Source organism: Bradyrhizobium sp. IC4059, from assembly GCF_020193615.1.
Taxonomy (GTDB): Bacteria; Pseudomonadota; Alphaproteobacteria; order Rhizobiales; family Xanthobacteraceae; genus Bradyrhizobium; species Bradyrhizobium yuanmingense.
This window is the reverse complement of the sequence record NZ_JADYVH010000023.1, coordinates 1-23952: the sequence shown is the minus strand read 5'-3', so window position 1 is coordinate 23952 and position 23952 is coordinate 1. Positions and strand designations below refer to the sequence as shown.

At 65.3% G+C, this 23952-nt stretch carries 24 protein-coding genes; 11 read left to right on the top strand and 13 right to left on the bottom strand.

The genetic code is table 11. The features are described 5' to 3' along the window. Positions 1-308: 308 nt before the first annotated feature. Positions 309-1211, bottom strand: coding sequence for a tetratricopeptide repeat protein (locus I6F12_RS36375; RefSeq protein ID WP_225158482.1), 903 nt, complete (start codon positions 1209-1211; stop codon positions 309-311). Between the two features lie 31 nt (positions 1212-1242). Next, complete coding sequence (locus I6F12_RS36370; protein WP_225151280.1) at positions 1243-1566, bottom strand: hypothetical protein; 324 nt, start codon at positions 1564-1566, stop codon at positions 1243-1245. A gap of 290 nt (positions 1567-1856) precedes the next feature. On the opposite strand from I6F12_RS36370, the gene I6F12_RS36365 reads away from it, so the two are divergent. Continuing rightward, positions 1857-2240 (top strand): hypothetical protein, encoded by a 384-nt coding sequence (locus tag I6F12_RS36365; RefSeq protein WP_225126226.1) that lies wholly within the window; start codon positions 1857-1859, stop codon positions 2238-2240. A 49-nt stretch (positions 2241-2289) separates the two neighbouring features. Here the strand turns inward: I6F12_RS36365 and I6F12_RS36360 are convergent, their stop codons facing one another. After that, entirely contained in the window at positions 2290-2493 is a 204-nt protein-coding gene (locus I6F12_RS36360) for a hypothetical protein (protein WP_050995847.1), read from the bottom strand. A gap of 127 nt (positions 2494-2620) precedes the next feature. Further along, positions 2621-3733, bottom strand: coding sequence for a helix-turn-helix transcriptional regulator (locus tag I6F12_RS36355; protein WP_225158481.1), 1113 nt, complete (start codon positions 3731-3733; stop codon positions 2621-2623). A 655-nt stretch (positions 3734-4388) separates the two neighbouring features. Between I6F12_RS36355 and I6F12_RS36350 the strand changes: the two genes are divergently transcribed. The 8 genes from I6F12_RS36350 to I6F12_RS36315 all read left to right on the top strand — a co-directional run bounded on the left by I6F12_RS36350 (position 4389) and on the right by I6F12_RS36315 (position 11735). Beyond that, positions 4389-5555 carry a cytochrome P450 gene (locus tag I6F12_RS36350; protein WP_225158480.1) on the top strand — a complete coding sequence of 389 codons (1167 nt, stop codon included), beginning with the start codon at positions 4389-4391 and terminating at the stop codon, positions 5553-5555. Between the two features lie 525 nt (positions 5556-6080). Next, positions 6081-7031 (top strand): sulfonate ABC transporter substrate-binding protein, encoded by a 951-nt coding sequence (locus I6F12_RS36345; protein WP_225158479.1) that lies wholly within the window; start codon positions 6081-6083, stop codon positions 7029-7031. Between the two features lie 38 nt (positions 7032-7069). Next, complete coding sequence (locus I6F12_RS36340) at positions 7070-8023, top strand: sulfonate ABC transporter substrate-binding protein (protein WP_035999020.1); 954 nt, start codon at positions 7070-7072, stop codon at positions 8021-8023. Positions 8024-8031: 8 nt separating this feature from the next. Further along, complete coding sequence (gene ssuD / locus I6F12_RS36335) at positions 8032-9198, top strand: FMNH2-dependent alkanesulfonate monooxygenase (protein ID WP_225114788.1); 1167 nt, start codon at positions 8032-8034, stop codon at positions 9196-9198. Continuing rightward, complete coding sequence (gene ssuC, locus I6F12_RS36330; RefSeq protein ID WP_035999023.1) at positions 9195-10001, top strand: aliphatic sulfonate ABC transporter permease SsuC; 807 nt, start codon at positions 9195-9197, stop codon at positions 9999-10001. Before ssuD ends, ssuC begins: the two co-directional genes overlap by 4 nt. Before the next feature lie 20 nt (positions 10002-10021). Continuing rightward, positions 10022-10870 carry an ATP-binding cassette domain-containing protein gene (locus tag I6F12_RS36325; RefSeq protein WP_036022154.1) on the top strand — a complete coding sequence of 283 codons (849 nt, stop codon included), beginning with the start codon at positions 10022-10024 and terminating at the stop codon, positions 10868-10870. 33 nt (positions 10871-10903) lie between these two features. Next, positions 10904-11485: a flavin reductase family protein gene (locus I6F12_RS36320; RefSeq protein ID WP_225146494.1), complete on the top strand. Its 582-nt coding sequence runs from the start codon at positions 10904-10906 to the stop codon at positions 11483-11485. Between the two features lie 94 nt (positions 11486-11579). Continuing rightward, positions 11580-11735: a hypothetical protein gene (locus I6F12_RS36315; RefSeq protein WP_035999067.1), complete on the top strand. Its 156-nt coding sequence runs from the start codon at positions 11580-11582 to the stop codon at positions 11733-11735. 132 nt (positions 11736-11867) lie between these two features. Here the strand turns inward: I6F12_RS36315 and I6F12_RS36310 are convergent, their stop codons facing one another. The 9 genes from I6F12_RS36310 to I6F12_RS36270 form a co-directional block, all read right to left on the bottom strand. Further along, positions 11868-13016: a M20 family metallopeptidase gene (locus I6F12_RS36310; protein ID WP_225158478.1), complete on the bottom strand. Its 1149-nt coding sequence runs from the start codon at positions 13014-13016 to the stop codon at positions 11868-11870. A gap of 256 nt (positions 13017-13272) precedes the next feature. After that, positions 13273-14658, bottom strand: a complete 1386-nt coding sequence (locus tag I6F12_RS36305; RefSeq protein WP_225158477.1) for a sigma-54 dependent transcriptional regulator — start codon at positions 14656-14658, stop codon at positions 13273-13275. Positions 14659-14709: 51 nt separating this feature from the next. Continuing rightward, positions 14710-15060 (bottom strand): flagellar motor switch protein FliN, encoded by a 351-nt coding sequence (fliN, locus tag I6F12_RS36300; RefSeq protein WP_035704875.1) that lies wholly within the window; start codon positions 15058-15060, stop codon positions 14710-14712. A 3-nt stretch (positions 15061-15063) separates the two neighbouring features. After that, a complete protein-coding gene (locus tag I6F12_RS36295) occupies positions 15064-15687 on the bottom strand; it encodes a FliH/SctL family protein (protein WP_109142568.1) in 624 nt (207 codons plus the stop codon). Then, positions 15687-16781, bottom strand: a complete 1095-nt coding sequence (fliG, locus tag I6F12_RS36290) for a flagellar motor switch protein FliG (RefSeq protein WP_035999044.1) — start codon at positions 16779-16781, stop codon at positions 15687-15689. Before fliG ends, I6F12_RS36295 begins: the two co-directional genes overlap by 1 nt. Positions 16782-16813: 32 nt before the next feature. After that, entirely contained in the window at positions 16814-18424 is a 1611-nt protein-coding gene (gene fliF, locus I6F12_RS36285; RefSeq protein ID WP_225151287.1) for a flagellar basal-body MS-ring/collar protein FliF, read from the bottom strand. Between the two features lie 178 nt (positions 18425-18602). Then, complete coding sequence (locus I6F12_RS36280) at positions 18603-18878, bottom strand: DUF1153 domain-containing protein (RefSeq protein ID WP_002714638.1); 276 nt, start codon at positions 18876-18878, stop codon at positions 18603-18605. Positions 18879-19263: 385 nt separating this feature from the next. After that, complete coding sequence (locus I6F12_RS36275) at positions 19264-19968, bottom strand: flagellar hook capping FlgD N-terminal domain-containing protein (RefSeq protein WP_036022166.1); 705 nt, start codon at positions 19966-19968, stop codon at positions 19264-19266. 13 nt (positions 19969-19981) lie between these two features. Beyond that, positions 19982-21559, bottom strand: coding sequence for a flagellar hook-length control protein FliK (locus tag I6F12_RS36270; protein WP_345944206.1), 1578 nt, complete (start codon positions 21557-21559; stop codon positions 19982-19984). 371 nt (positions 21560-21930) lie between these two features. Between I6F12_RS36270 and mnmA the strand changes: the two genes are divergently transcribed. After that, positions 21931-23112, top strand: a complete 1182-nt coding sequence (gene mnmA / locus I6F12_RS36265) for a tRNA 2-thiouridine(34) synthase MnmA (RefSeq protein ID WP_225158475.1) — start codon at positions 21931-21933, stop codon at positions 23110-23112. 81 nt (positions 23113-23193) lie between these two features. Beyond that, entirely contained in the window at positions 23194-23832 is a 639-nt protein-coding gene (locus tag I6F12_RS36260; protein ID WP_109142574.1) for a methyltransferase domain-containing protein, read from the top strand. Positions 23833-23952 lie beyond the last annotated feature (120 nt).

The window sequence follows — 23952 nt, the reverse complement described above, 5'->3', positions numbered from 1 at the left end:
CGTATCCATCCAATTTTAGCATTTGATTGGATCTGTAGTTGAAGCATTTGGCCTATTAATCCGATGCGATTGCGGCGCGTAGGGCGGATCCGAGGATGAGAACATGCCAGACTGGCTTCTTGCACTTATCTGCTTGGTCGCCTTGCTGGGATTCATTGGCTACGCCTTTTACCAGGGCATGAGGGTCCCGCCGGATCGAAACAATACGAACTTTGGACCCGGCCAGAATGATGGTTGGTCCGGCGGCTCTGACGGCCATTCCGGAAGTTAGCACACGTCGGCGGGGCCAAACGTCCGGCGAACCCGAGCTAACCCGACGATCGCTTCTCGACAGCCGCCGCGATTTTCTCCAGGGCGGCGTTTGTGTGCCGCAAGTCGACCAGCTGCTGTTCGCACATCTCGATGATCGTTCGTCCAGACCGCCATCCGAACGCCCGTGCGCCCCCTCGGCAACAAAGCCAGATCAGCGCTGCCAGAAAGACGCCGGCAGCGAGCCAGGATAGCGCCTGCTTCCGGTCGACGTCCGCGAAGGCCTGGCGGAGGTCGCCCTTGCGCAGGTACGCAATCGCGCGGCTGCCGTAGGCGGCATAGTCGTGGGCATATTCGGGATCAACTGCGATCACCCGGTTGTAGTCGGCAATGGCACGGTCAAAATCGCCTTTGGCAAAATAGGCGTTGCCCCGGGCCATGAGAGCGAAGCTATTGTTCGCATTCAGCTGGATGGTGGCGGTATAGTCGGCAATGGCGCGGTCGTTGTCCCCTTTCCTTTGATAGGCGTAGCCGCACTCGCCGTATCCGACCCGCTTTCCATGGTCTGACAGGCCGGCTTCGAATGCCTGGTCGACGTCGGCTATTGCCCGGTCGTGGTCGTGCCGTTGGTTGTAGATGTGCGACCGGTTGAGCAGTGAGCCGCCAGCTTTCGGGTTTACCTGGATCGCCGCGGTGAAATCTTCCAGGGCGCGGTCATCGCGATCGGCGAAGCTTGTCCATGGCCAGGAACAGCCACGCGCATGATACAAACTCGACAGGTCTTCGCCGTTGTAGTCTCCGCTCTGGATCGCGCGTGTGCAGGCAGCGATGATCTCGGCAGAGGCTTCCTTCGTCCGTTCCAAACAGACTTGTCGATCGTCGGCAGCCGCTGGCCGGCTGACGACGGCGGCTGCGAGTGCCAGAACAACTAGCAGGATGTCGGCGGCAATGCCCGAGCGCATGACTTCGTCCCCGCGATGCCCGGTGTTCGCGCTAACCAGGAGACGGCTTTTCCAGAGCGGTCGCGATCCTCTCCAGCAATGCATTGGTTCGCCTGTTTTCCGCGACCTGCTGCTCGTATAGATCGACCCAGCTCGCCCCGGATGATGAGCGCCGGATCGTGCGCGAGTACCATAGCCAGGCGCCCACCAGCACCAGGAACGGCAACCAGGACACGATCAGATTAAAGACCCAGGATGAACCACCGCTTCCGCCTGGTGTGTTGGCGAACGCAAAGAAAGCGACGAGAGCTCCGACGAGACTGACCCACAAGGCAATCAACAGAAGTCGAGATCGAAGCTTGGTCATTTCAGTCACGGCAGTTCCCTTTGGTCGGCTGACAAGGCCGATACTATCATGAGTTGATTTCTCCTCCATGCTCTCGCGCATGCGGTCGTTGCAACGTGGTTAGCCGTTTCTTTGCTGGACGCCTTGGCCATCATGACGCCCACCGTCACGAGGGCACACCGTGAAATTCGTTGCAATTGTCCGGATTGAGCCGGAAGCCGTCGTTGCCTTTCGCTCAGGACGTTCGCGCGGGGTCCCTCAGCGGAAATTAACGTTGCGTCGCCAACATGCTCGACATGCATTCCAAACGGCGTCGTCAAGTGCCCTATCTGGTTCACACCAACAGAGAGCTCGGCCTGATGCTCCGGGGCACCAAGCCCCTCGCATATTTCATGGATATCGTCGGCCAGGAGCCGGACATCTGTATTCGGTATTGGCGCATGTTCGACCGGCATGTCGCTGAAGGCCGCCTGACGAAGCGCGAACTGATCGAGCCATGTCCTGGGGCGCCGCAGCTCGAATATCGGATGCTGTTCTACACATTGCCCGGTCACGAGTGGCGGATTGACGCCATGCTTGCGCTGCTGAACGAGCCCGGAGCCTGGTCCGATGATCGAGAACGGCGCTTCGGCGAATTGCTCGGTTACGAGACCTGGCAGATCGACCATTGGCTGACGCATGGTCGCTCGCCGACCGACGCTTAGCTTGCTGTCCCGCACACTGGCAACCCTGCAGCGCTCGAGGAGCCCCTTGCTATGCGGAAAGTCGGGAACGATAGGGCGCGGTGAGCAGCAGCATGAACAGCGCTCTCTCGGCCTGGTACTTTGCTGCGGGTCGACTGGCTTCCCGGCCCTGCATCACCACCGCCCCTTGAATGGTGCAGACGCTCCAGCTCCATGTCCTGCGCCTGCGCTGCGCCAGGGTCACTTCGAAGATCGGAAATTCCGGTCCCGCCATTGCCGCCGCTTCTCGCCAGACATCCAATTTGGGCGAAGTTGAACCCGGAGCGCCGGCCTGTGTCTTCACCCATTTGGGTGAAGCGAAGCTTGTCCCTGCCGAAGCACGCCATCAAACAAGTCTGACGTCAATCTCTCAGCGGCAATTTGGGGATCGCACCGAAGAGGGCGGCTGCGCTCTTCTGGTTCCGCGTTCCCGTCTTGGCGAGGACGGCCTTGACCTGCGTGCGGATGGTTTCGCGGCTGAGCCCGTGATGCGCGGCGATATCGCCGATGGTCTGTCCTTGCGCAATTCCGCGCGCAACGCGCGCCTCGCTCGGGGTGAGATCGAACAGGCCACGAATGAGGGCGAGGCTCGGTGCCTGCGAGGCGGCGACCGGCGTTGCGATGAGGAGGCCAACCGCTCCATCGAAGAGATCGCGGGCCTCGCCCGGCATCGAAACCAGATGAAGCACCACCCGATCGAGATCGCTGGCGCGACGCGCGGCGAAGGAGCACACGGCCTTGTCCGGCGCATCGAGTTGGGCGAGGCCGGCGCGCAGCAGGGTGTCGGCGGCGCGGTCCTTGATCGCGATCCGGTCCTTCGGCAACCATTGCAGAAGGTCGGTCATGGCTTCGATCAAGGCGTTGGCGGTCAGAACCCGCCCGGAGCGCGTGATCGCGAGGGCCGGCAAGCCGACCAGCGACAGCGCCTCGGTTGCCGCCCGCATCCGGGTGAGGCGCCAGCGTGTCGACAGCAAAGCCGCCCGCGCGAGATGGGGGCGAAAGCGGTCGAGAAAATCGAGGTCCTGCCGCGAAAAGGCGGGGCGGCCGGCCAGTCTTTCCATGTGGAAGACGATGATCTCACCGGACGGGCTGCGGACCGCCGTCGCGCAGGCGTGTTCGAAGCCCCACTTCTTGTTCCATTCCACCCGATATGGATCGCGCTCCCATTCCTCCGGCGAAAATGCCTCGTGCTCGCCGACGAAGCCGGGGTGATCAAGCGCCAGGAGTCGCGGGGTCGTCTCCGTCCGGCTGGAGAGGTCGCCACGCAGGAACGCCGAGAAAGCCTCGCGGATCGACGGCGACGTCACGACACCGTTCCAGACACCGGACCACTGATCGGAGTCCGAGGTGATCATGACCATGCCATGCGCGCCCGCGGCATGAGCGATGTTCTCCAGGACGTCCGGCCAGAGCTCCGGAACGGTCGCTGCCTCGTGGATGCGGTCCACGATCTGCTCGAAGTCGATGCCCGTCATTGCTGCGCTGGACCCATCAGATTCGACCGATCTTTCAGACGCGCGGCGTGCATTTCTGCAGCAGCCTTCGTGCTTCGCCCGCCCAAGGCCCTTGATACCAATCCGCTTCGGCGGAACCAATTGCTACTACTTCCCAAGCCGGCCCGGATGGACGGCTAGCAGAAATCATGTCCATATATCAACTATTTGACAGGTCAGAGGTTGTCCCGGCGGCTTTCAAGGTCGGTCTGATCCCGTAAGCCGGGGGCAGCGCTGAATGGACCACGGTTCTCGGCGCATCAACCTATCGGCGTTCGCGGGTAGAGGAGGCGAGCATGATCCTCATATGGCTTGGAGTGCTCCTTGTTTTCGGCGGCCTATTCCAAATGGCGTTTCAGCCCATTTGGCGAGGTCGATTCAGTGGTGGGAAGTGGCTTCGCTCCGGACGTGACACGCTGGAGCCTGAAAGGCCCAGTAGCGGCTTCGGCGTCAAATCGAACTGGCCTGGACTTGTGATGGTCGCGCTTGGCGGCGCTTTCTTGCTGGCCGGAGCTGCCATCTGAGTTGAAAGCGGACAAAGGCAGCTTTTGGCCCGCCTGTCCCAATCCATGGGGACAGACGGCGGCAACTGAAAGGCGCTAGCCTCGGCATCGAGGAGACCACAAGGGAGCGAAGCTTGAGCACCGCGCCGCGCATCGAGATCGACCCGGCCGCCTTCTGGGCCGATCCCTATCCGATGCTCGCCAGGATGCGGAAAGAGGCGCCGATCGCGTTCGTGCCGCAGCTCGGCTCGACGCTGCTGACGAGCCGCGACGACATCTCGATCTCGGAGAAGCAGATCGACGTGTTCTCCTCGCACCAGCCCGCCGGCCTGATGAACCGGCTGATGGGCCACAACATGATGCGCAAGGATGGCGAGGCGCATCTCGTCGAGCGCCGGGCGATGTTTCCGACGGTCTCGCCGAAGACGGTGAAGGGCTACTGGACCGCACAGTTCCAGGCTCATGCGGATCGCATCATCGCTTCACTCGGACCGGGCCGGATCGATCTCATGCGCGACTTCGCGCTGCCGTTCTCCGGCGAATGCCTGAAGTCGATCACCGGCCTCACCAACATCGGCTTTCAGGACATGGACACGTGGTCGCAAGGCATGATCGAAGGCATCGCCAATTATGCCGGCGACCCTGAGGTCGAGGCGCGCTGTCATGCAGCAACCGCGGGCATCGACGCCGCGATCGACGACGTCCTGCCGGTGATGCGCAAGCATCCCGACCAGAGCATTTTGGGCGTGCTGCTCGCCTCGGACATGCCGATGGAGAGCGTGCGCGCCAACGTCAAGCTTGCCATCTCCGGCGGCCAGAACGAGCCGCGCAAGGCGATCGCCGGCACGGTCTGGGCGCTGCTGACCCATCCCGACCAGCTCGATCTGGTCCTGCGCGGCGAGGTGTCCTGGCTGCAGGCTTTCGAGGAATATGCCCGCTGGATCTCGCCGATCGGCATGTCGCCGCGCCGCATCGCAAAACCCTGGACCATTCGCGATGTGGCGTTCGAGCCCGACGAACGCGTATTCCTGATGTTCGGCTCCGCCAACCGCGACGAGAAGCATTTCGAGCGCGCGGACCAGTTCGACGTGCGGCGCGACACCTCCAAGAGCGTCGCCTTCGGCGCCGGCCCGCATTTCTGCGCCGGCGCCTTCGCCTCGCGCGCCATGATCGCCGACGTCGCGCTGCCGACATTGTTCGCGCGGGCCTCGCGCATCGAGCTCGCCGAGGACGAAGAGGTGCGGATCGGCGGTTGGGCCTTCCGCGGGCTGCAGAATCTGCCGGTGAGGTGGGAGCGATAGGCCGGTGGTGCTCGTGGCACGTCGCCCGTCACACGTTCGGTGTCATCGCCCGGCTTGACCGGGCGATCCAGTACTCCGAGACAGTTGTGGTTGAATCGCCGGGCCGCGGCGTACTGGATTCCCCGCCTTCGCGAGGAATGACGGCGAGAGGGTGGAGGGAGCTCCGCGCCTCGGCACCCACTACGAAATCATGCCATTCTGCCGCTGTTTTGCCCGACGAGTCAACCGCACTTCGGATAATACGTAAGTCGTTGTTTTCGCACGCCCGGCTACTGTGCATGGGGTTGTTTTGCGACTTTTTATGTTCCGCCGGTCCGGGCCCGACCAAATCCGTGGAGCCCTCACATTCGCGTGCAGAAAAATTCCATCCTCATTCGCTTCGCCGCTTGAAAGATTAATCACGCGCGCGGCATGCAGCGCAGTGCTCGCATCGCTATTTTCCCGGACGTCTCGACACTTCCGATGACGCGCACCATCATTCGGCATACGTGAATGATGACGGCCGCACGCGGCCGGGAGTGTGGAATGCAGCGTCGGGACTTTCTGAAACTTTCGGTTGGAACTGCGGCCGCCGCCGTGTTCGCATCGCCTGCGATCGCGCAAGGGGCGGTGAAGGAAATTCGTATCGGCTACCAGAAGACCGGCGTGCTGGTCATCACGCGCCAGCAGGCTGCCCTGGAAAGACATTTCGCAGCCTCAGGCATCGAGGTGAAGTGGATCGAGTTCTCCTCGGGCCCGCCGATGATGGAGGCGATGAACGTCGGCAGCGTCGATTTCGGCGCGGTCGGAGATTCCCCGCCTGTGTTCGCCCAGGCCGCGGGCGCGGCGATCGTCTACGCCGCCGGTCAGCCCATCACCAACGGCCAGGGCATCCTGGTGCCCAAGGATTCGCCGATCCGCGACATCACCCATCTCAAGGGCAAGCGCATCGGCTTCACCAAGGGCTCCAGCGCCCACAACGTCGTGGTGCAGACGCTGGAGAAGGCCGGCCTCACCTATGCCGACATCACACCGGTCTACCTGACGCCGCCGGATGCCGGCCCCGCCTTCGCCAATGGCAGCATCGAGGCCTGGGCGATCTGGGATCCGTATTTCGCGATCGGCGAGACCAAGCAGAACGGCCGCATCCTGATCAATGCGCGCGAGGTCACCAAGACCAATTCCTTCTACATCGCCAACCGGGAGTTCGCGAAGAACCATGGGGCGATCCTGCAGCAGATCGTTGACGTGACGACCGCGGCAGGCCAATGGGCCGAGCAGCACCGCGAGGAGGTCGCAAGATCGCTCGCTGCGATCACCGGCGTCCCCTTGGATATCCAGACCGTCGCCGCCAATCGCGCGAACTTCGTGGTCGGCCCCGTCACCGACGAGATCATCGCGACGCAGCAGGGCGTCGCCGACCGCTTCTACAAGCTCGGCCTGATCCCGAAGCCGATTCATATTCGCGACATCGTCTGGCGCAACCCGGCAGCCTGACCGTGCCGACAACTCTTCCCGTTCAAAAAGGTCTGAACATGAAGCGCATCGTTCAACGCGTGATCGCAGCCATCGTGCTGTCGATCGGCATCGTCGCGGCCGCCGTCGGCACCTCCTACGGTCAGGATAAGGTGGTCCGCATCGGCTACCAGAAGTACGGCAAGCTGGTGCTGCTCAAGAGCAAGGGCACGCTGGAGCCGAAGCTCGCCGCTGACGGCTACAAGGTGGTGTGGACCGAATTTCCGTCCGGTCCGCCGCTGCTCGAAGCGCTTAACGTCGGCGCGATCGATTTCGGCAACACCGGCGAAGCTCCGCCGATCTTCGCGCAGGCCGCCGGCGCGCCGATCCAGTATGTGGCCTACGAGCCGCCGGCGCCGAAGGGCGAGGCGATCCTGGTCCCGAAGGAAAGTCCGCTGAAATCCGTTGCCGACCTCAAGGGCAAGAAGGTCGCGCTCAACAAGGGCTCCAACGTCCACTATCTCCTCGTCAAGGCGCTTGAGAAAGCCGGCGTCAAATACTCGGAGATCGAGACCGTGTTCCTGGCACCAGCCGACGCGCGGGCCGCCTTCGAACGCGGCGCAGTCGATGCCTGGGTGATCTGGGATCCGTTCCAGGCCGCGGCGGAAGCGGCCACCGGCGCACGCACGCTGGCCGATGGCAGCGGCATCGTGGCCAACTACCAGTTCTACTTCGCCTCCAAGAAATTCCTCGAAGCCAACCCGAAGATCGTCGATGCCGTGCTCGCCGAACTCAGCGCGGTCGATGATTGGGCCAAGGGCGACATCCGCGCCGTAGCCGAGCAGCTGGCTCCCTCGATCGGTCTCCCGGTCCCCGTGGTCGAGGTGGCCCTGAAGCGCCAGTCCTACGGCATCAAGCCGATCACCGATGCCGTCATCGCCGACCAGCAGCAGGTGGCCGACGCGTTCTTCGCGCTCGGCCTGATCCCCAAATCCATCAAGATTTCCGACGTGGCGCGGAAGCCGGGAACGTGAGCACACTCATGAGCAAGCAATCAAACGCCAACATCCTCTGGTTCCTGCCGACCCACGGCGACGGCCGCTATCTCGGCACCGGCATCGGCGGCCGCGAGGTCAATTTCAACTATCTGCGCCAGGTCGCGCAGGCCGCCGATCAGCTCGGCTATTTCGGCGTGCTGTTGCCGACCGGGCGATCCTGCGAGGATTCCTGGATCGTTGCGTCCTCGGTCGCGCCGTTCACCGAGCGGCTGCGCTATCTCGTCGCCGTTCGGCCCGGCCTGCAATCGCCGAGCGTCGCCGCGCGCATGACCGCGACGCTCGATCGCGTCTCGAACGGCCGGCTTCTCGTCAACGTCGTCACCGGCGGCGATCCCGTCGAGAACAAGGGCGACGGCATCTTCCTCGGCCACGACGAGCGCTACGAGGTCACCCGCGAGTTCCTCAGCGTCTACAGCGACCTGCTCGCCGGCAAGACGGTGAACGCCGAGGGCAAGCACATCCGCATCGAGGGCGGCAAGCTGCTGTTTCCCCCCGTGCAGTCGCCGCGGCCCCCGCTCTATTTCGGCGGCTCCTCCGATGCCGGCATCGACGTCGCGGCGGACACCGTCGACAAATATCTCACCTGGGGCGAGCCGCCGGCGCTGGTCGCCGAGAAGATCGCGAAGGTGAGGGAGGTTGCCGCCGCTCGTGGCCGCAAACTCTCCTTCGGCATCCGTCTACACGTCATTGTCCGCGAGACCAACGAAGAAGCCTGGCACGCCGCAAACGAGCTGATCAGGCACGTCAGCGACGACACCATCGCGCTGGCCCAGAAGAACTTTGCCCGTATGGACTCGGTCGGTCAGCAGCGCATGGCGCAGCTCCACGGCGGCAAGCGCGACAAGCTCGAGATCGCGCCGAACCTGTGGGCCGGCGTCGGCCTCGTCCGCGGCGGCGCCGGCACGGCTCTGGTCGGCGACGCCCAGACGGTTGCGGCCCGCATCAAGGAGTATCAGGATCTCGGCATCGATACCTTCATCATGTCGGGCTATCCGCATCTGGAGGAAGCCTATCGCTTCGCCGAGCTGGTGTTCCCGCTGCTCGCGCTGGAGCAGCCGAGCAACGTGACGAAGCTGCATTTCAACGGCGGTCCGTTCGGCGAGACCGTCGGCAGCGATTTCCGTCCGCAGCACCGGGTGTCGCAGTCATGAGCCTGATCGACAGCATTTCGCTTCCGCGCAGCATCCGCCTGCCGCGGGCCGACGGCCTGATCCAGTGGATCGTGCCGCTCGCCATCATCGCGGTCTGGCAGGTCGCGAGCGTCACCGGCTTCGTGCCGACGCGGGTGCTGCCGGCCCCGAGCGACGTCGTGCTCGCGGGCTGGAAGCTGCTGGTCTCCGGTGAGCTCGTCCGCAACATCTGGGTGTCGTTCTGGCGCGCCTCGGTCGGCTTTTTGATCGGCGGCAGCATCGGCTTCGCCTTCGGCCTCGCCAACGGCCTGTCGCAGCTCTCGGCCAGGCTCACCGATACCACCCTGCAGATGGTGCGCAACGTGCCGCATCTGGCGCTGATCCCGCTGGTCATCCTCTGGTTCGGCATCGACGAAAGCGCAAAGCTCTTCCTGGTGGCGCTCGGGGTGTTCTTCCCGATCTATCTCAACACGCTGCACGGCATCCGCACCGTCGATCCGCAGCTGATCGAGATGGGCCGCATCTACGGCATGACCGATGGCGAACTGTTCCGCCGCGTCATCTTCCCGGGCGCGCTGCCCTCGATCTTCGTCGGCATCCGCTTTGCGCTCGGCATCATGTGGCTGACGCTAATCGTCGCCGAGACCATCGCGGCCTCTTCCGGCCTCGGCTACATGGCGATGCAAGCGCGCGAGTTCATGCTGATCGACGTCGTCGTGCTCTCGATCCTGATCTACGCCCTGCTCGGCAAGCTCGCCGACAGCGCCTCCCGCGTGCTGGAGCGTCTGACGCTCTCCTGGCACCCCGCCTTCCAGAAACGTTGAGCGAAAATACTGGGAATCACATGCAGACAGCGCTTCGTACCTCTCTTCCCGAGACCGAGCTCGCCGGCCGCGCCACTTTCGCCCCTCACGCCCGCGTGGTGCGCGAGGAGCGGCAAGAAGAACACCGAGTTCAGGCCAGCGGCCTGCCGCTCAGCATCCGCGGCTTGCGCAAATCCTTCGGTGACAACGAGGTGCTGCGCGGCATCGACCTGCACATTCCCGCCGGCCAGTTCGTCGCGATCGTCGGCAAGAGCGGCTGCGGCAAGAGCACCCTGCTGCGCCTGATCGCCGGCCTCGACAAGATCGATGCGGGCAGCATCAGCTTCGGTCAGGAGATCCAGCCCGAGGACATCCGCGTGATGTTCCAAGAGCCGCGGCTGCTGCCCTGGGCCCGCGTGCTCGCCAATGTCGAGGTCGGCCTCGGCCGCGATCGTGCCTCGAGCGATGCGCATGCCCGCGCCGAGAAGGCACTGATCGAGGTCGGCCTCGCTGACAAGCGCGACCAATGGCCTTCGGTGCTCTCGGGCGGCCAGAAGCAGCGCGTCGCGCTCGGCCGCGCGCTGGTCTCGCGCCCGCGCGTGCTCGCCTTCGACGAGCCGCTCGGCGCGCTGGATGCGCTGACCCGTATCTCAATGCAGCGCCTCTTGGAGCGGGTCTGGCGCGATCAGGGCTTTACCGCGATCCTGGTGACCCACGATGTCTCGGAAGCCGTGGCGCTGGCCGACCGCGTGCTCGTCATCGAGGAGGGCCGCATCGCCCATGACGTCACGGTTAACGCCGCCCGGCCGCGCCAGCGCGGCTCGGCCGAGCTTGCCGGGCTCGAAGGCTCGATCCTGAGCCACCTGTTGTCGGCGGACGATCGTACCTAAATAGAGGGAACCCCGCTTGCGGGGAGTAGCGCCATGAATGTAGTGCCCCGCGAGCTCATGACCGAAATTCCCGTCTCGTCCGCCGATTTCCGCGGCGCCATGCGCCACCTCACCGGCGGCGTCAGCGTCATCACGGCCGGGCGGGGCAAGGACATCTCCGGCATGACTGTGACCTCGGTCACCTCGCTGTCGGTCGAGCCGCCGACGCTGCTGGTCAGCATCAACCGCGACGCCTCGTCGTTTCCGCTGATCCGCCGCCACGGCGCCTTCGGCGTGAACATCCTCAATGCTGACCAACTCGACATTGCCGAACGCTTTGCCGGCAAGGGCGGGCTGAAGGGTGCGGATCGCTTTGCAGGCAGCCAGTGGGTGACGGCAGTCTCTGGTGTCCCGCTGCTGGTCGGCGCGCTCTCGGCCTTCGATTGCGAAGTCGAGGAGATCGTCGAGCGGCACTCGCACGGCATCGTCATCGGCCGTGTCCGGGACATCAGGAGCTCGACCCGCACCGCCGCGCTGGCCTATTGGCACGGCCAATATGTGGCGGTCGACCAGGACGAAGACGCGGCCCGGCTGGCCGATGTCAGCCTTCCCGCGCGCGGCCGGCGCGGCATTTGATCGCCGTCGGCGAGCCTCGCGCAAGGCTGGCCTTTTCCGCCTCGTCGCTCTAGAAGCGCTCCTGACTGTCCCGCCGGACGCATGGAGCGGAACGATGAAGCGCGTGGCTACCTTGATCTTCTACGCCATCGGCGCGCTCGCGATCGCCTATCTCGCGCTCTACGCCTATGCGATGTTCTCTGGCTCTCCGATCGTGCCGGGCGATCCCATCCACATCTTCCGCAAGCCGGATGCGCCGAGCTATTCGTGACGGTCTCGTAGGGTGGGTTAGCCGTAGGCGTAACCCACCACTGTTTGTCTCCACGGAAAATGACGAGGTGGGTTACGCCGAGCAGATGCGCTTTGCGCATCTGCAGGGCTAACCCACCCTACGCACCTGTGTTTACCCCCGCAAAATCGCCAGCGCCAGCGCCTGCGCGCGCGGCACGATGCTGTCGATCTCCAGATATTCCTCCGGCGTGTGCGCGAGCCCGCCGACCGGGCCGAGACCGCAAATGGTCGGCGTGCCCACGGCGGCCGTGAAGCCGGAATCGGCGCAGCCGCCGGAGAACTCGCCCTGCAGCGTGGTGAGGCCCACCTGCCTTGCGGCCGCCTGATAGCCTTCGAACAGCGCCTTCGAGTCCGCGCTCTGCACCACCGGCACGAACTCGCCCTTGATCGACAGCGTCGCGCTGGTGCCCGGCACGTAGGAGGTCGCGACGATCTTTTCGATCGCACCCATGATCCGCGCGCGATCGGCCGGATCGACATAGCGCAGGTCGATCTGCCCTTCCGCGTAAGGCGCGGTCGTGTTGACGGACTGCCCACCCGAGACGAGGCCGACATTGAGCGTGATGCCCTTGTCGAGATCAGTGAGCGCGTGAATATGCACGATCTTGTGCGCGAGCTCGCCAATGGCGCTGACGCCGGCGGCGAAGTTGGCGCCGGAATGCGCGGCCTTGCCGGTGATGGCCATGTGCATGAAGATGCCGCCCTTGCGCCCGGTGACGACGTTGCCCGTGGGCCGGCCCGGCTCGGAATTGAACACCGCGCGTGCCGCGCGTCCCTCGCGCTCGATCACCGGGCGCGAGGAGGGCGAGCCGATCTCCTCGTCGGAGGTGATCAGCACCTTGATCGGATGCGGTGCGCCGCCGAACTTGTGGAAGGCGGCGGCCACGAACACGTTCATGACGAGGCCGGACTTCATGTCGGCGACACCGGGTCCATAGGCGCGGCCATCCCGGATCGTGAATGGCCGCCGCCCGGCCTCGCCCTTGCCGAACACCGTGTCGCGGTGTCCCATCAACAGCACCGGCTTCTCGTTGCTGCCGGGCTTTGCCACCTCGGCATGGATCGCGTCGCCGAACGTGCCGTGGCTTTCGCGCCGGAACGGAATGCCATACTCGGCAAAATGCCGCTCGAACCGCGCACCGACGGCATCGACGCCTTCCTTGTCGTAGGAGCCGGAATCGATGTTCACGACGTCGCGGAGCAGGTCGATCATCGCCTGCTTCTGCGACGCCAGCCAATCCGTGATTTGAGCTTCAGACATGTGGTCCCTCGCGTGGTTTTCGGGCGGGGTTATAGGGCGTGCCGCGCGGATGGCATAGTCACGTGGCGCGGTTCGGTCATGCGAAGGATGCGCTTGAGGTTCGTCATTGCGAGCGCAGCGAAGCAATCCGGTCTGTCGCCGCCGAGGGATTCTGGATTGCTTCGCTGCGCTCGCAATGACGGGGTGGCGGCCTGCGCCAAACGAAAATGCCCGGACTTGGCCCGGGCATTCGCGTCCGCTCGATGGTCGCGGGCGCCTACGCGCCCATCATCGGCATCCGCGGATATTCCCCGGGCGTGCCTGCGGGCGGGATCGGGATGCCGCCGTCGGCATATTCGTTGAGCTTGTTGCGCAGCGTGCGGATCGAGATGCCGAGGATGTTGGCGGCATGGGTGCGGTTGCCGAGGCAGTGCTTCAGCGTCTCCAGGATCAGGTCGCGCTCGACGTCGGCGACGGTGCGCCCCACCAGCGCGCGCGTCACCTGCTCGGCGGCCATAGTGGCATGCGCCACGGCCGGGGCGGTCTTGGCGAGGTCGAGGCGGTCGCCGTCCGGCGTGATGATGGCGTCGGGCCCGATCTCGTCGCCCTGGGCCATCAGCACCGCGCGGTGCATGGTGTTTTCGAGCTCGCGGACGTTGCCCTGCCAGCGGTTGGCGGAGAGCACGCGGCGCGCCTCGGCCGAGAGCGGACGCAGCGGCACGCCGTTGGCGTCGGCATATTTCTTCACGAAGTGCTGGGCGAGCTCGAGGATGTCGGCGGGACGCTCGCGCAGCGGCGGGATCTTCAAATTCACGACGTTGAGGCGGAACAGCAAGTCCTCGCGGAACGTGCCCTCTCGCACGGCCTCGGCGAGATTGCGGTTCGAGGTCGCGATGATGCGGATGTCGACCGGAACCGGCTTGATGCCGCCGACGCGGTCGATCACACGCTCCTGGATGGCGCGCAGCAGTTTCGATTGCAGGCGAACGTCCATCTCCGAGATTTCGTCGAGCAGCAGCGTGCCGCCGGTCGCCTCCTCGAACTTGCCGATGCGGCGGGCGACCGCGCCGGTGAAGGCGCCCTTCTCGTGGCCGAACAGCTCGGATTCCAGCAGGTGCTCCGGGATGGCGGCGCAGTTGATCGAGATGAACGGACGCTTGGCCCGGGCCGAGCGGGAGTGAACGTAGCGCGCCAGCACTTCCTTGCCGGTGCCGGATTCGCCGGTGATCATTACCGAGGCGTCCGAGCCGGCGATCTGCTGGGCGAGCTTGATCACCTTTGCCATCGCGTCGTCGCGATAGACCAGCTCGCGGGAATCGTTGGCGACGGCAGCCAGCACCGCGGCGATCAGCTCCGGATCCGGCGGCAGCGGGATGTATTCCTTGGCCCCGGCATGGATCGCGGCGACCGCGGCGCGGGCGTCGTTGGTGATGCCGCAGGCGACGATCGGGGCGTGGATGTGCTCGGCTTCCAGCCGCAGCACGAGGTCGCGGATGTCGAGCGCGACGTCGACCAGCAGGAGGTCGGCGCCCTTGCCCCCGCGCAGCACGCGCATCGCCTGCTCGTGATCCTCGGCATGGGTCACGGTGGCGCCGTTCTCCATCGCGATCTTGGTGGCGGTGGTGAGCTGGCCCTTCAATGTGCCAACGATGAGAAGCCGCATGTCAGTCTCCTGTCCGTCTGCTCGCGCCGTCGCGCGTCATGTCCTTGCGTGTCAGCCGCGTTCGGCCTTGATGATTTCCGTCATCGTCACGCCGAGCTTGTCCTCGACCAGGACGACCTCGCCGCGGGCGACCAGCTTGTTGTTGACGTAGATGTCGATGGCCTCGCCGACGCGCCGGTCGAGCTCGAGCACGGTGCCCGGTCCGAGCTTCAGGAGCTCGCCGACGTCCATCTTGGAGCGGCCGAGCACGGCCGAGACCTGCACCGGCACGTCGAACACCGCCTCGAGGTCGGCGGCGGCACGCGCCGCATATTCGTCCTCGTTGTAGCCGACGTCGGTGCCGGCAGGCGGCATCGGGCCGTTGAGATCGGGCAGCGGGACCTGTCCGTCGGTGTCGCTCATGGTTTAGCTCCCCCTGCGGGACGCGATATAGCGTCCGACCATTTCGTCGATCTTGGCCGCGATGGCGCCGCGCTCCAGCACGACGCCGCCATCGGCCCATTCGATCCGGCAGTCGCCGGTGGCAATTTCCGGCTCGGCCAGGATCACCAGCCGGCCCTCGAAGCCGCTCTGCTTGGCGAGCCGCTCGATCTTCTCGCGCGCGCTGTCGTAGAGCGAATCGTTGATGCGGACGACGAGATGCGGCGTCGCGACCAGATGCGAGAAGCAGTCCTTGACCAGCGCGATGACCTCGCCGAGCGGCTCGGCGGCGACGAGGTCGGCACACAACTTGCGAGCCACCGCGATTGCGACCTCGACCGCCTCGGTCTCCATCCTGGTCTCGATGTTGCCGATGCCGGCGGCGACGCCGCGGATGGCGATGTTGATCTCCTCCATCGCGAGCGCGACGCGGCGGTCGCTCTCGGCCTTGGCCTCGCGTTGGCCGGCGGCAAAGCCGTCCTGATAGGCGCGCGCCTCGGCTTCCGCGACCTTCTGCGCGATCTCTGCCGCGGTCGCGGCCTTCTCGCGCGTCGCGCGCTCGGGCGCCGCGAAGTCGGTATCGAACAGGAATTTTGCCGGAGCGGCCATCAGTACACCAGCTCGTCGTCGGCGCGGTTCTTGGTCAGCATGATCTCACCCTTGGCGGCGAGGTCCTTGGCGAGATTGACCAGCAGCGCCTGGGCTTCGTCGACGTCGCGCAGGCGCACGGGGCCCATCGCCGCCATGTCGTCCTGGAGCATCTTGGCCGCGCGCGAGGACATGTTGCCGAAGAAGAAGTTGCGGACGTCCTCGTTGGCGCTCTTGAGCGCGACGCCGAGCTTGTCCTTGTCGACGTTGCGCATCAAGGTCTGGGCGGAGCCGGAATCGAGCTTCACCAGGTCGTCGAAGGTGAACATCAGCGCCTTGATGCGCTCGGCGGATTCGCGGTTGTCCTCTTCCAGAGAGGTGATGAAGCGGGTTTCGGTCTGGCGGTCGAAATTGTTGAAGATTTCCGCCATGACCTCGTGGGCGTCGCGGCGGCGGGTCTGCGAAAGGTTGGACATGAATTCGGTGCGCAGCGTCTTCTCGACACTCTCGATCACCTCCTTCTGCACCGCCTCCATCTTCAGCATGCGGTTGACGACGTCGAGCGCGAGCTCCTCGGGCAGGATGCCGAGCACGCGCGCGGCGTGCTCCGGCTTCAGCTTCGACAGCACCACGGCGATGGTCTGCGGGTATTCGTTCTTGAGATAGTTGGCGAGAACCTCTTCCTGCACGTTGGAGAGCTTCTCCCACATGTTGCGCCCGGCGGGACCGCGGATCTCGTCCATGATGCCGTTGACGCGTTCCGGCGGCAGGTATTGCTGGAGCAGCCGCTCGGTGGCGTCGAAATTGCCCATCAGCGCGCCCGAGGCCGACATGCGCGAGACGAATTCGAGCAGCATGTCCTCGACGGTGTCGACCTCGACGGTGCCGAGCGTCGACATCTCCAGCGAGAGCTGGCGGACCTCGTCGTCGTCGAGCAGGCTCCAGATCTTGCCGCCATATTGCTCGCCGAGCGCCAGCATCAGGATCGCGGCGCGCCTCGGCCCTGTCAGACCTTCTGTCTTGGGTCCGCCCTCACGGCTGCCGGCGCGCTGACCGAGCGTGGAGATCACGCTGGTGATGTCGTTGGAGTTGGCGTTTTGCAAGGAGGCGGCCATGTCAGATCACTTCTTGATGCACTTGGCTTTGGTTATTTCGTCGGCTCAGTCAGCCACTGGCGGATGATTGCGACGGTTTCGTTGGGATTGCGTTCGGCGAGTTCGCCGACGCGGTGAACGGACTGGGCGTGGACCTGGCCCTGAATGGTGGCGACGTCGATGGCGCTGGTGCCGCCGCTCGGCAGCAGCGGCTGGCCGGCCGGCGCGGCCTCTTCCGAGGCGGCTGGGCCCGTCAGCACGCCGGAGATGGCGGCGGCGACCTCGTCCGAGGCGAGAATGCGCTTGACCAGCGGGCGGATCACCAGGAACAGCACGACGAGGCCGAGCAGCATCATCACGCCGAGCTCGACGAAGTACATGACATCGTCCTTGGTGAACTGCAGCATGCCGAGAAAGCCGCTGGGCTCGCCGATCGGGGCGGTGGAGGGCGCGTCGGCGAAGCGCAGATTGACGACCTCGACCTGGTCGCCGCGCTTCTGGTCGAAGCCGATCGCCGAGCGCACCAGCGTGGCGATGCGGTCGAGCTGCTCCTTGGTGCGGTCCTGGTAGGCCAGCTCGCCCTTGTCGTTCTTGCTGTAGATGCCGTCGACCAGCACCGCGACCGAGATGCGGTTGACCCGGCCGGCCTCGGTCACCTCGGTCTTGGTGGTGCGGGAGATCTCGTAATTGTTGGTCTCCTCGGTCTTCTTGCTCTGGTCCTTGGGCGCGACGCCGTTGTTCTGCTGGTTGCCGGGCAGCTCGTTGTTGACGGTGACCTGGCCGTTGTTGTCGGCGGTCATGCTCTGCTCTTCGCGGGTCTGGCTCGAGCGCAACACGCGGCCTTCGGGGTCGAACTTGTCCGAGGTCTGGGTGACCTTGTTGAAGTCGAAATCGGCGGAGAGCTGCACGCGGGCGCGGCCCGAGCCGACCACGGAGGAGACGATGTCCTCGACCTGCTTGCGCATCCGCTTCTCGAAGGCGATGCGGCGTTCCTCGCCGATCGCCTGTTCCGGATCGGTCTGGGCGCCGTCGGCGAGCAGCTGGCCGGCCTCGTCGACGATCGAGACCCGCTGCGGCTTCAGGCCGTTGACGGCGGAGGCGACGAGGTGGCGGATGGCGCGGATCTGCTGGGCTTCCAGCGCGCCGCGGACGCGCACCACGATCGAGGCCGACGGCTCCGGCGCCTCGCGGGCGAACAGCGGCCGCTCGGGCAGCACCAGATGGACGCGGGCGGCCTGGATGCGGTCGATGGCCCGGATGGTGCGGGCGAGCTCGCCCTCGAGCGCGCGCAGATGATTGATGTTCTGGACGAAGGAGGTGGTGCCGAGCGCGTCCGACTTGTCGAACACCTCGTAGCCGACGCCGCCGCCCTTGGGCAGGCCGCCCTCGGCGAGCTTCATCCGCAGCCGCGTGACCTTGTCCTTGGGCACCATGATGATGGAGCCCTCATTGCGGATCTCGAACTGGATGCCCTGGCGTTCCAGGTCCTTGATGATGCTGGAGGAGTCTTCGACGGACAGGTCCGTGAACAGCGTCGTCATCTGCGGCGTGGTGACACGCATGATGACGAAGGCAAAGAAGCCGATGAGCGCGGCGGTGACCGCGATCATCGCCCCGAACCGGGCGGCACCGATACTTTTTAAGAAGTCCGCAAGACCTTGCAAGCAACCGCCCCGACCAATCCGACCCGCAACCGAGCGGTCGACTGGGCAATTATTGCCTAGGTGATGGTTTCGATATGGTTAACGAAGGTTAAGAGGTCGGACAAAAGTGCATCATGAAAAAAATCGGCCTCGCAGAGCGAGGCCGATTTTCGTCAAAAACCGCAGAATTCCGGATCGCCTACTGGCGATATTGCTGGATGCGGGTGGTGCGAAGACCCGCCAGACCGTGCTGGTCGATGGAAAACTGCCAGGAGAGGAATTCGTCGACCGTCAGGGTATAACGGCTGCAGGCCTCCTCCAGGGAGAGAAGTCCGCCACGGACAGCGGCGACGACTTCGGCCTTGCGGCGGATGACCCAGCGTTTGGTGCCGGGTGCAGGCAGATCCGCGATCGTCAACGGACTGCCGTCCGGCCCGATGACGTATTTTACCCTCGGGCGATGGGGTTCTGTCATGGCGTACTCACAAACTCTCAACCACTGAACTCACGCCCTAACCGTAACCCCCGCGGCTTAAAAATCCGCTAAGCCTAAGGGTTCAATACAATTCTCGTTGAATCTTGCGGGAACGCGGCCGACTCGGCGGGCGAAAGACGCAATCTCGGCCGGCTGAGCGGGGCAGAAGGTAAATACTTTACTAACGAACGAGGGTCGGAGCGCGGTGCCGCGGAGGCCCAACCGTCGTCCCGGGGCGCGCGTAGCGCGAGCCCGGGACCCATAACCCCAGGGAGCAGTTTGACGACGACTCGGGGTTACGACCTAATGCGAAAACGACTTCCTGGGGTTATGGATCCCCGCCTTCGCGGGGATGACATCTCGTATGTGGTTCGCTTGCCCGCCCTCAATTGCTCGTCGCAATGATGCTCTTCACCTGGCTCAGCGTGTAGCTGGCGCCGTCGATGGTGAGCAGCGGCGGCGACTGGGTCAGATCGACCGACGACACCACGCCCTGCACCTGCGCGGCGATGCCGACATTGTTGTTCGCGACGTCCTTGCCCGTGGCCGAGATCGTGTACTTGCCGTCGGGCCATTGCGTGCCGTCATTACCCATGCCGTTCCAGGTAAAGGGAATGTCGTTGCCGGCGGCCGCGGTATATTTACCGTTGAACACGGTCTGGCCGCTCGAATTGGCGATGGAGATCTCGACGGTGGAGTCGGTCGGGACGTTGAGATGCCAGACAGCCGTCGAGTTGGTCATCGTCGCGGTCGAGCCGTCGACCAGGGCGGTCTTGCCGACGAAGCCCAGCGCCTGGGTCGCCTGCGTGGTCTGCTGCAGGGTGACGAGCTGAGCCAGCGATTCGTTGGTCTTGAGCTGCTGCTCGACGCCGGCGAACTGCACCAGCTGCTGGGTGAACTGGTTGGTGTCGAGCGGATCGAGCGGGTTCTGGTTCTGCAGCTGCGTCGTCAGCAGGGTCAGGAAGGTCTGGAAGTTGCCGGCGAGCGTCGACCCCGTGGTCGAGCTCATCGACGAACTCGACGAGGATTTCGGCAGGTCGGTCGTCCCGGAGACGACCGGGGGCGAAGTGGCGGCATTCGTGGTGGTCATTGCCAGATACTCCTCACACTCTGATGTCGACGCCGCTGCTCGATCCGAGCATGCGGCCATAGCCGCGCCCGATGGGCGCCGTGGAAACGCTGTCGTCCTCGCTGATGATCAGGCGGCGGGTATTGCCGCCATTGTCGTTGTTCTGGCCTGAGTGCTGGCCCGATGAATTCTGGTCGCGCAGGCTGAAGGACAGGCCGTTGCTGCCGGTCTTGAAGCCGGCATCGTCGAGCGCGCGCTGCAATTGCGGCGCGTCCTGACGCAGCATCTGCAGCGTCTCCGGCTTCTCGACGGTGAGATGCGAGGTGACGTTGCCGGCGCGGTCGACGTTGATGCGCACGTCGATGCGGCCGAGCTCGGCCGGATCGAGGCTGATGTCGAACCGCGACTTGCCGGAGCGAATGGCGGCTGCGATCTCGATCGGGATGCCGCTGATCGGCACCGCCGTAGTGTGGGTCGCCGCGGTCGCGGTGAGCGTCGCGGTCGATGCTGTCGCGGCCGAGGTCGTATTGGTCAGCGGCGCCTGCACGGCGGAGGCGGCCTGTGCGCTGGTATCCGTCGGAGCGAGTGTGGCTTGCGGGCCGGCATGCGCCGGCGCGGCCGACGTGGTCTGGGCCGGATCGGCGGCGCGGTCGGCGGGGCCCGCCTTGGCATCGGTCGCGACGTGATCGGCCTGCGGCTTCAAGCCTTGCGCATGGGCGGCGTTGGCGGCCGGTGCCTGCGCAGGGACGTTCGCCTTGCCGGTGTCCTGGCCGATATTGGAGATGTCGGTCTGGGCTTGCGCCGTGGCGGCATCCTTGAACGCGGTCTTGGGCGTGCCCTGGCTGACCGCGGCGATCAGTCCGCCACCAGCTTTTCCATCGGTCGAGGCGGTCTCGGTCGTTCCGGCCGCGGCCTCGCCGAGCGTCGTCGTGGTCTCGGCATCGACCTCGGCGCCTGCGGCCTTGGCGCTCGCCGTGGCGGTATCGGTCTTGGTGCCGGTGATCTGGGCCGCGATGGAGGCGCTGGCGGCAAGACCTGCCGCGGCGATCGCGAGCGGCGCGGCGGCGGCATCGCCAGCCTGGTTCGCAGCTGCATTCGGGTCGACCGGAACGACCGGCGCGGCAACGATGATGCCGGGGTCGGGCAGGGCGGTCTGGGTCGTCGCGGACGGCGCGGCGGCAGCCGCCTCGACGGCGGCGGTGAGGACCTCGGTGCCATCAGTCGCGTCGCTCTCGGTCTCGTCGGATTTGTCGGCCGATTTGGCCTCCGCCGTCTCGGACTTGTCCTTGACCGTGCCGGCGTCCTTGGCCGGATCGCTGGAAGCCTCGCCCCTGTCATTCTCCGCCGGCGTAGATGGGTCGGTGTCGTCGCTCGCCTTGCTCTGCGAAGTCTGGTCCGTGGACGAGGTGTCGCGCGACGGCCGCTCGGCCGCCGGAGAGGACGAGGTCTGCTCGCTCCGGCGCGGCGGGCTGTCCTGCGCGGGCGCATTGTTGCCGCTGGCCTGCGTGTTGCTGTCGACCAGCGAGCCGAAAGCCTCGCTCGCCGGCGTGTCCTTCGGGGCTTGCGACCGGACAGGCTTCTGCTGCGCGCTCTGGATTTGCACGCTTGCCACGACATCTGACATCCGACCGACCACAGGCAACCCCTTGCGAGCAACTTCGGACCAGAGGGAGCAAGGAGCGGGCCAGCGCCTCAACTCGAAGATTTCAGTAATATAATCAATGATTTGGCGATGTGAGTGGGTTGCCGGGCCGCGGGCTCCGACCCCGCCATTTCTGCCGCCCCGGCAAGAATTGCCCTAAGCGGGGGGCTCGCGTGATTGCTTCACCGGAATGCCGCCTATATTAAAGAGGCTACTCTCAGCCGCTTTCGACCTGGGCAGTCGTGCTCTTCGGGAACCAAGGTTCCGGGGGATCGCCGCCGTCCCCCGAGAAAGCAAATCGCGGATTCGCGCGTCGCCGCCGTCACAACGCTCTAGGGCCCATGCTCAACAGTCTGGATCTCGAAGGCCGTCCCGAGGACACCAGGGTCGTCGTTGCCATGTCGGGCGGCGTCGATTCCTCGACGACGGCTGCGCTCTTGAAGGCTGAGGGCTACGACGTCGTCGGCATCACGCTGCAGCTCTACGACCATGGCGCGGCCACCCACCGCAAGGGCGCCTGCTGCGCCGGCCAGGATATCCACGACGCACGCGACGTCGCGGCCAAGCTCGGTATTCCCCATTACGTGCTCGACTACGAGGACCGCTTCCGCGAGTCCGTCATCGACAATTTCGCCGATTCTTATGCCCTTGGTGAAACGCCGGTGCCCTGCATCGAGTGCAACCGCAGCGTCAAATTCCGCGACCTCCTGAAGACCGCGCGCGAGCTCGGCGCCCAGGCGCTCGCCACCGGCCATTACGTCGCCTCGCGCCGCCGGGGCGACGGCTCGCGCGCGCTGGTCTGCGCCGCCGACGCAGACCGCGACCAGAGCTATTTCCTGTTCGCGACCACGCAGGAACAGCTCGACTTCCTGCGCTTTCCGCTCGGCGACATGACCAAGCCCGAGACGCGCGAGCTCGCGCGCCGTTTCGGCCTCGCGGTCGCCGACAAGCACGACAGCCAGGACATCTGCTTCGTGCCGACCGGCCGTTACACCGACATCATCACGCGCCTGCGCCCCAATGCGATGGACCCCGGCGACATCGTCGATCTCGAGGGCCGCGTGCTCGGCCGGCACAACGGCATCGCTAACTTCACCGTGGGCCAGCGCCGCGGCCTCGGCATCGCAGCCCATGCGCCGCTGTTCGTGGTGCGGCTGGACGCGGCCACCCGCCGCGTCGTGGTCGGCCCGCGCGATGCGCTGAAGATGCACCGCATCGCACTTCGCGACGTCAACTGGATCGGCGACGGCGACATCGACCGCGCCATCGGAAGCGGCCTCGAAATGTTCGTGCGCGTGCGCTCCACCCGCAGTCCGCAAGCAGCCTGGCTGCGCGGCAGCAATGGCCGTTACGAGGTCGAGCTCGTCGCCGGCGAAGAGGGCGTCTCGCCGGGACAGGCCTGCGTGTTCTACGACGCACCTAGCGGCCAGGCCCGCGTGCTCGGCGGCGGCTTCATCCAGAGCGCCGCGGCCAAGGTCGGCACGGGCACATCGCGCCCGCTCGCGGAAGCCGTGCGCGGCTGAGGGAATGACGACATCAAGCACAACTCATTGGGCTGGGTTCACCTCTCCTGTTGTGGAGAGGTGAAGTAAGGGCAGGGGGGCATGGCAGCAGACATCTCGCGGGCCGGGGTCGAGAAGGCCTATGGCCGCTGGGCGCCGGTCTATGATCTCGTGTTCGGCAAGGTGTTCGACGCCGGCCGACAGTCGACCATCGCGGAGGCCGACCGCATCGGCGGCCGCGTCCTCGACGTCGGCGTCGGCACCGGTCTTTCGCTCTCCGAATACGCGCGCACCACCAAGGTCTGCGGCGTCGATATCTCCGAGCCGATGCTGCGCAAGGCGCAGGCGCGTGTCCGGAGCCTACGTCTCTCCAATGTCGAAGTGCTCTCGGTGATGGATGCGAAGAACCTCGCCTTCCCCGACGATTTCTTCGACGCGGTGGTGGCGCAATATGTCATCACCGCCGTGCCCGATCCCGAAGGCACGCTCGACGAGTTCATGCGCGTGCTTAAGTCAGGCGGCGAGCTGATCCTGGTCAATCACATCGGTGCGGAGAGCGGACCTCGCAAGCTGTTCGAGCTCGCTTTCGCGCCCATCGCCCGCCGCCTCGGCTGGCGCCCGGAATTCCCGTGGGCGCGCCTCGAGGGCTGGGCCGCAAGGCACGGCGGCGTCGCGCTCACCGAGCGCCGTCCCATGCCGCCGATGGGCCATTTCTCGCTGATCCGCTACCGCAAATCGTGATTGCGAGCCGCGGGAACAGGGGGCCTCGCGCGAGCGTTTCCTTCCCATGCGCACGACAAACCTCATTCTCGCGGGCCTCCTGATCGCCGCCTCTGCACCAGCGATCGCGCAGGCCCCACC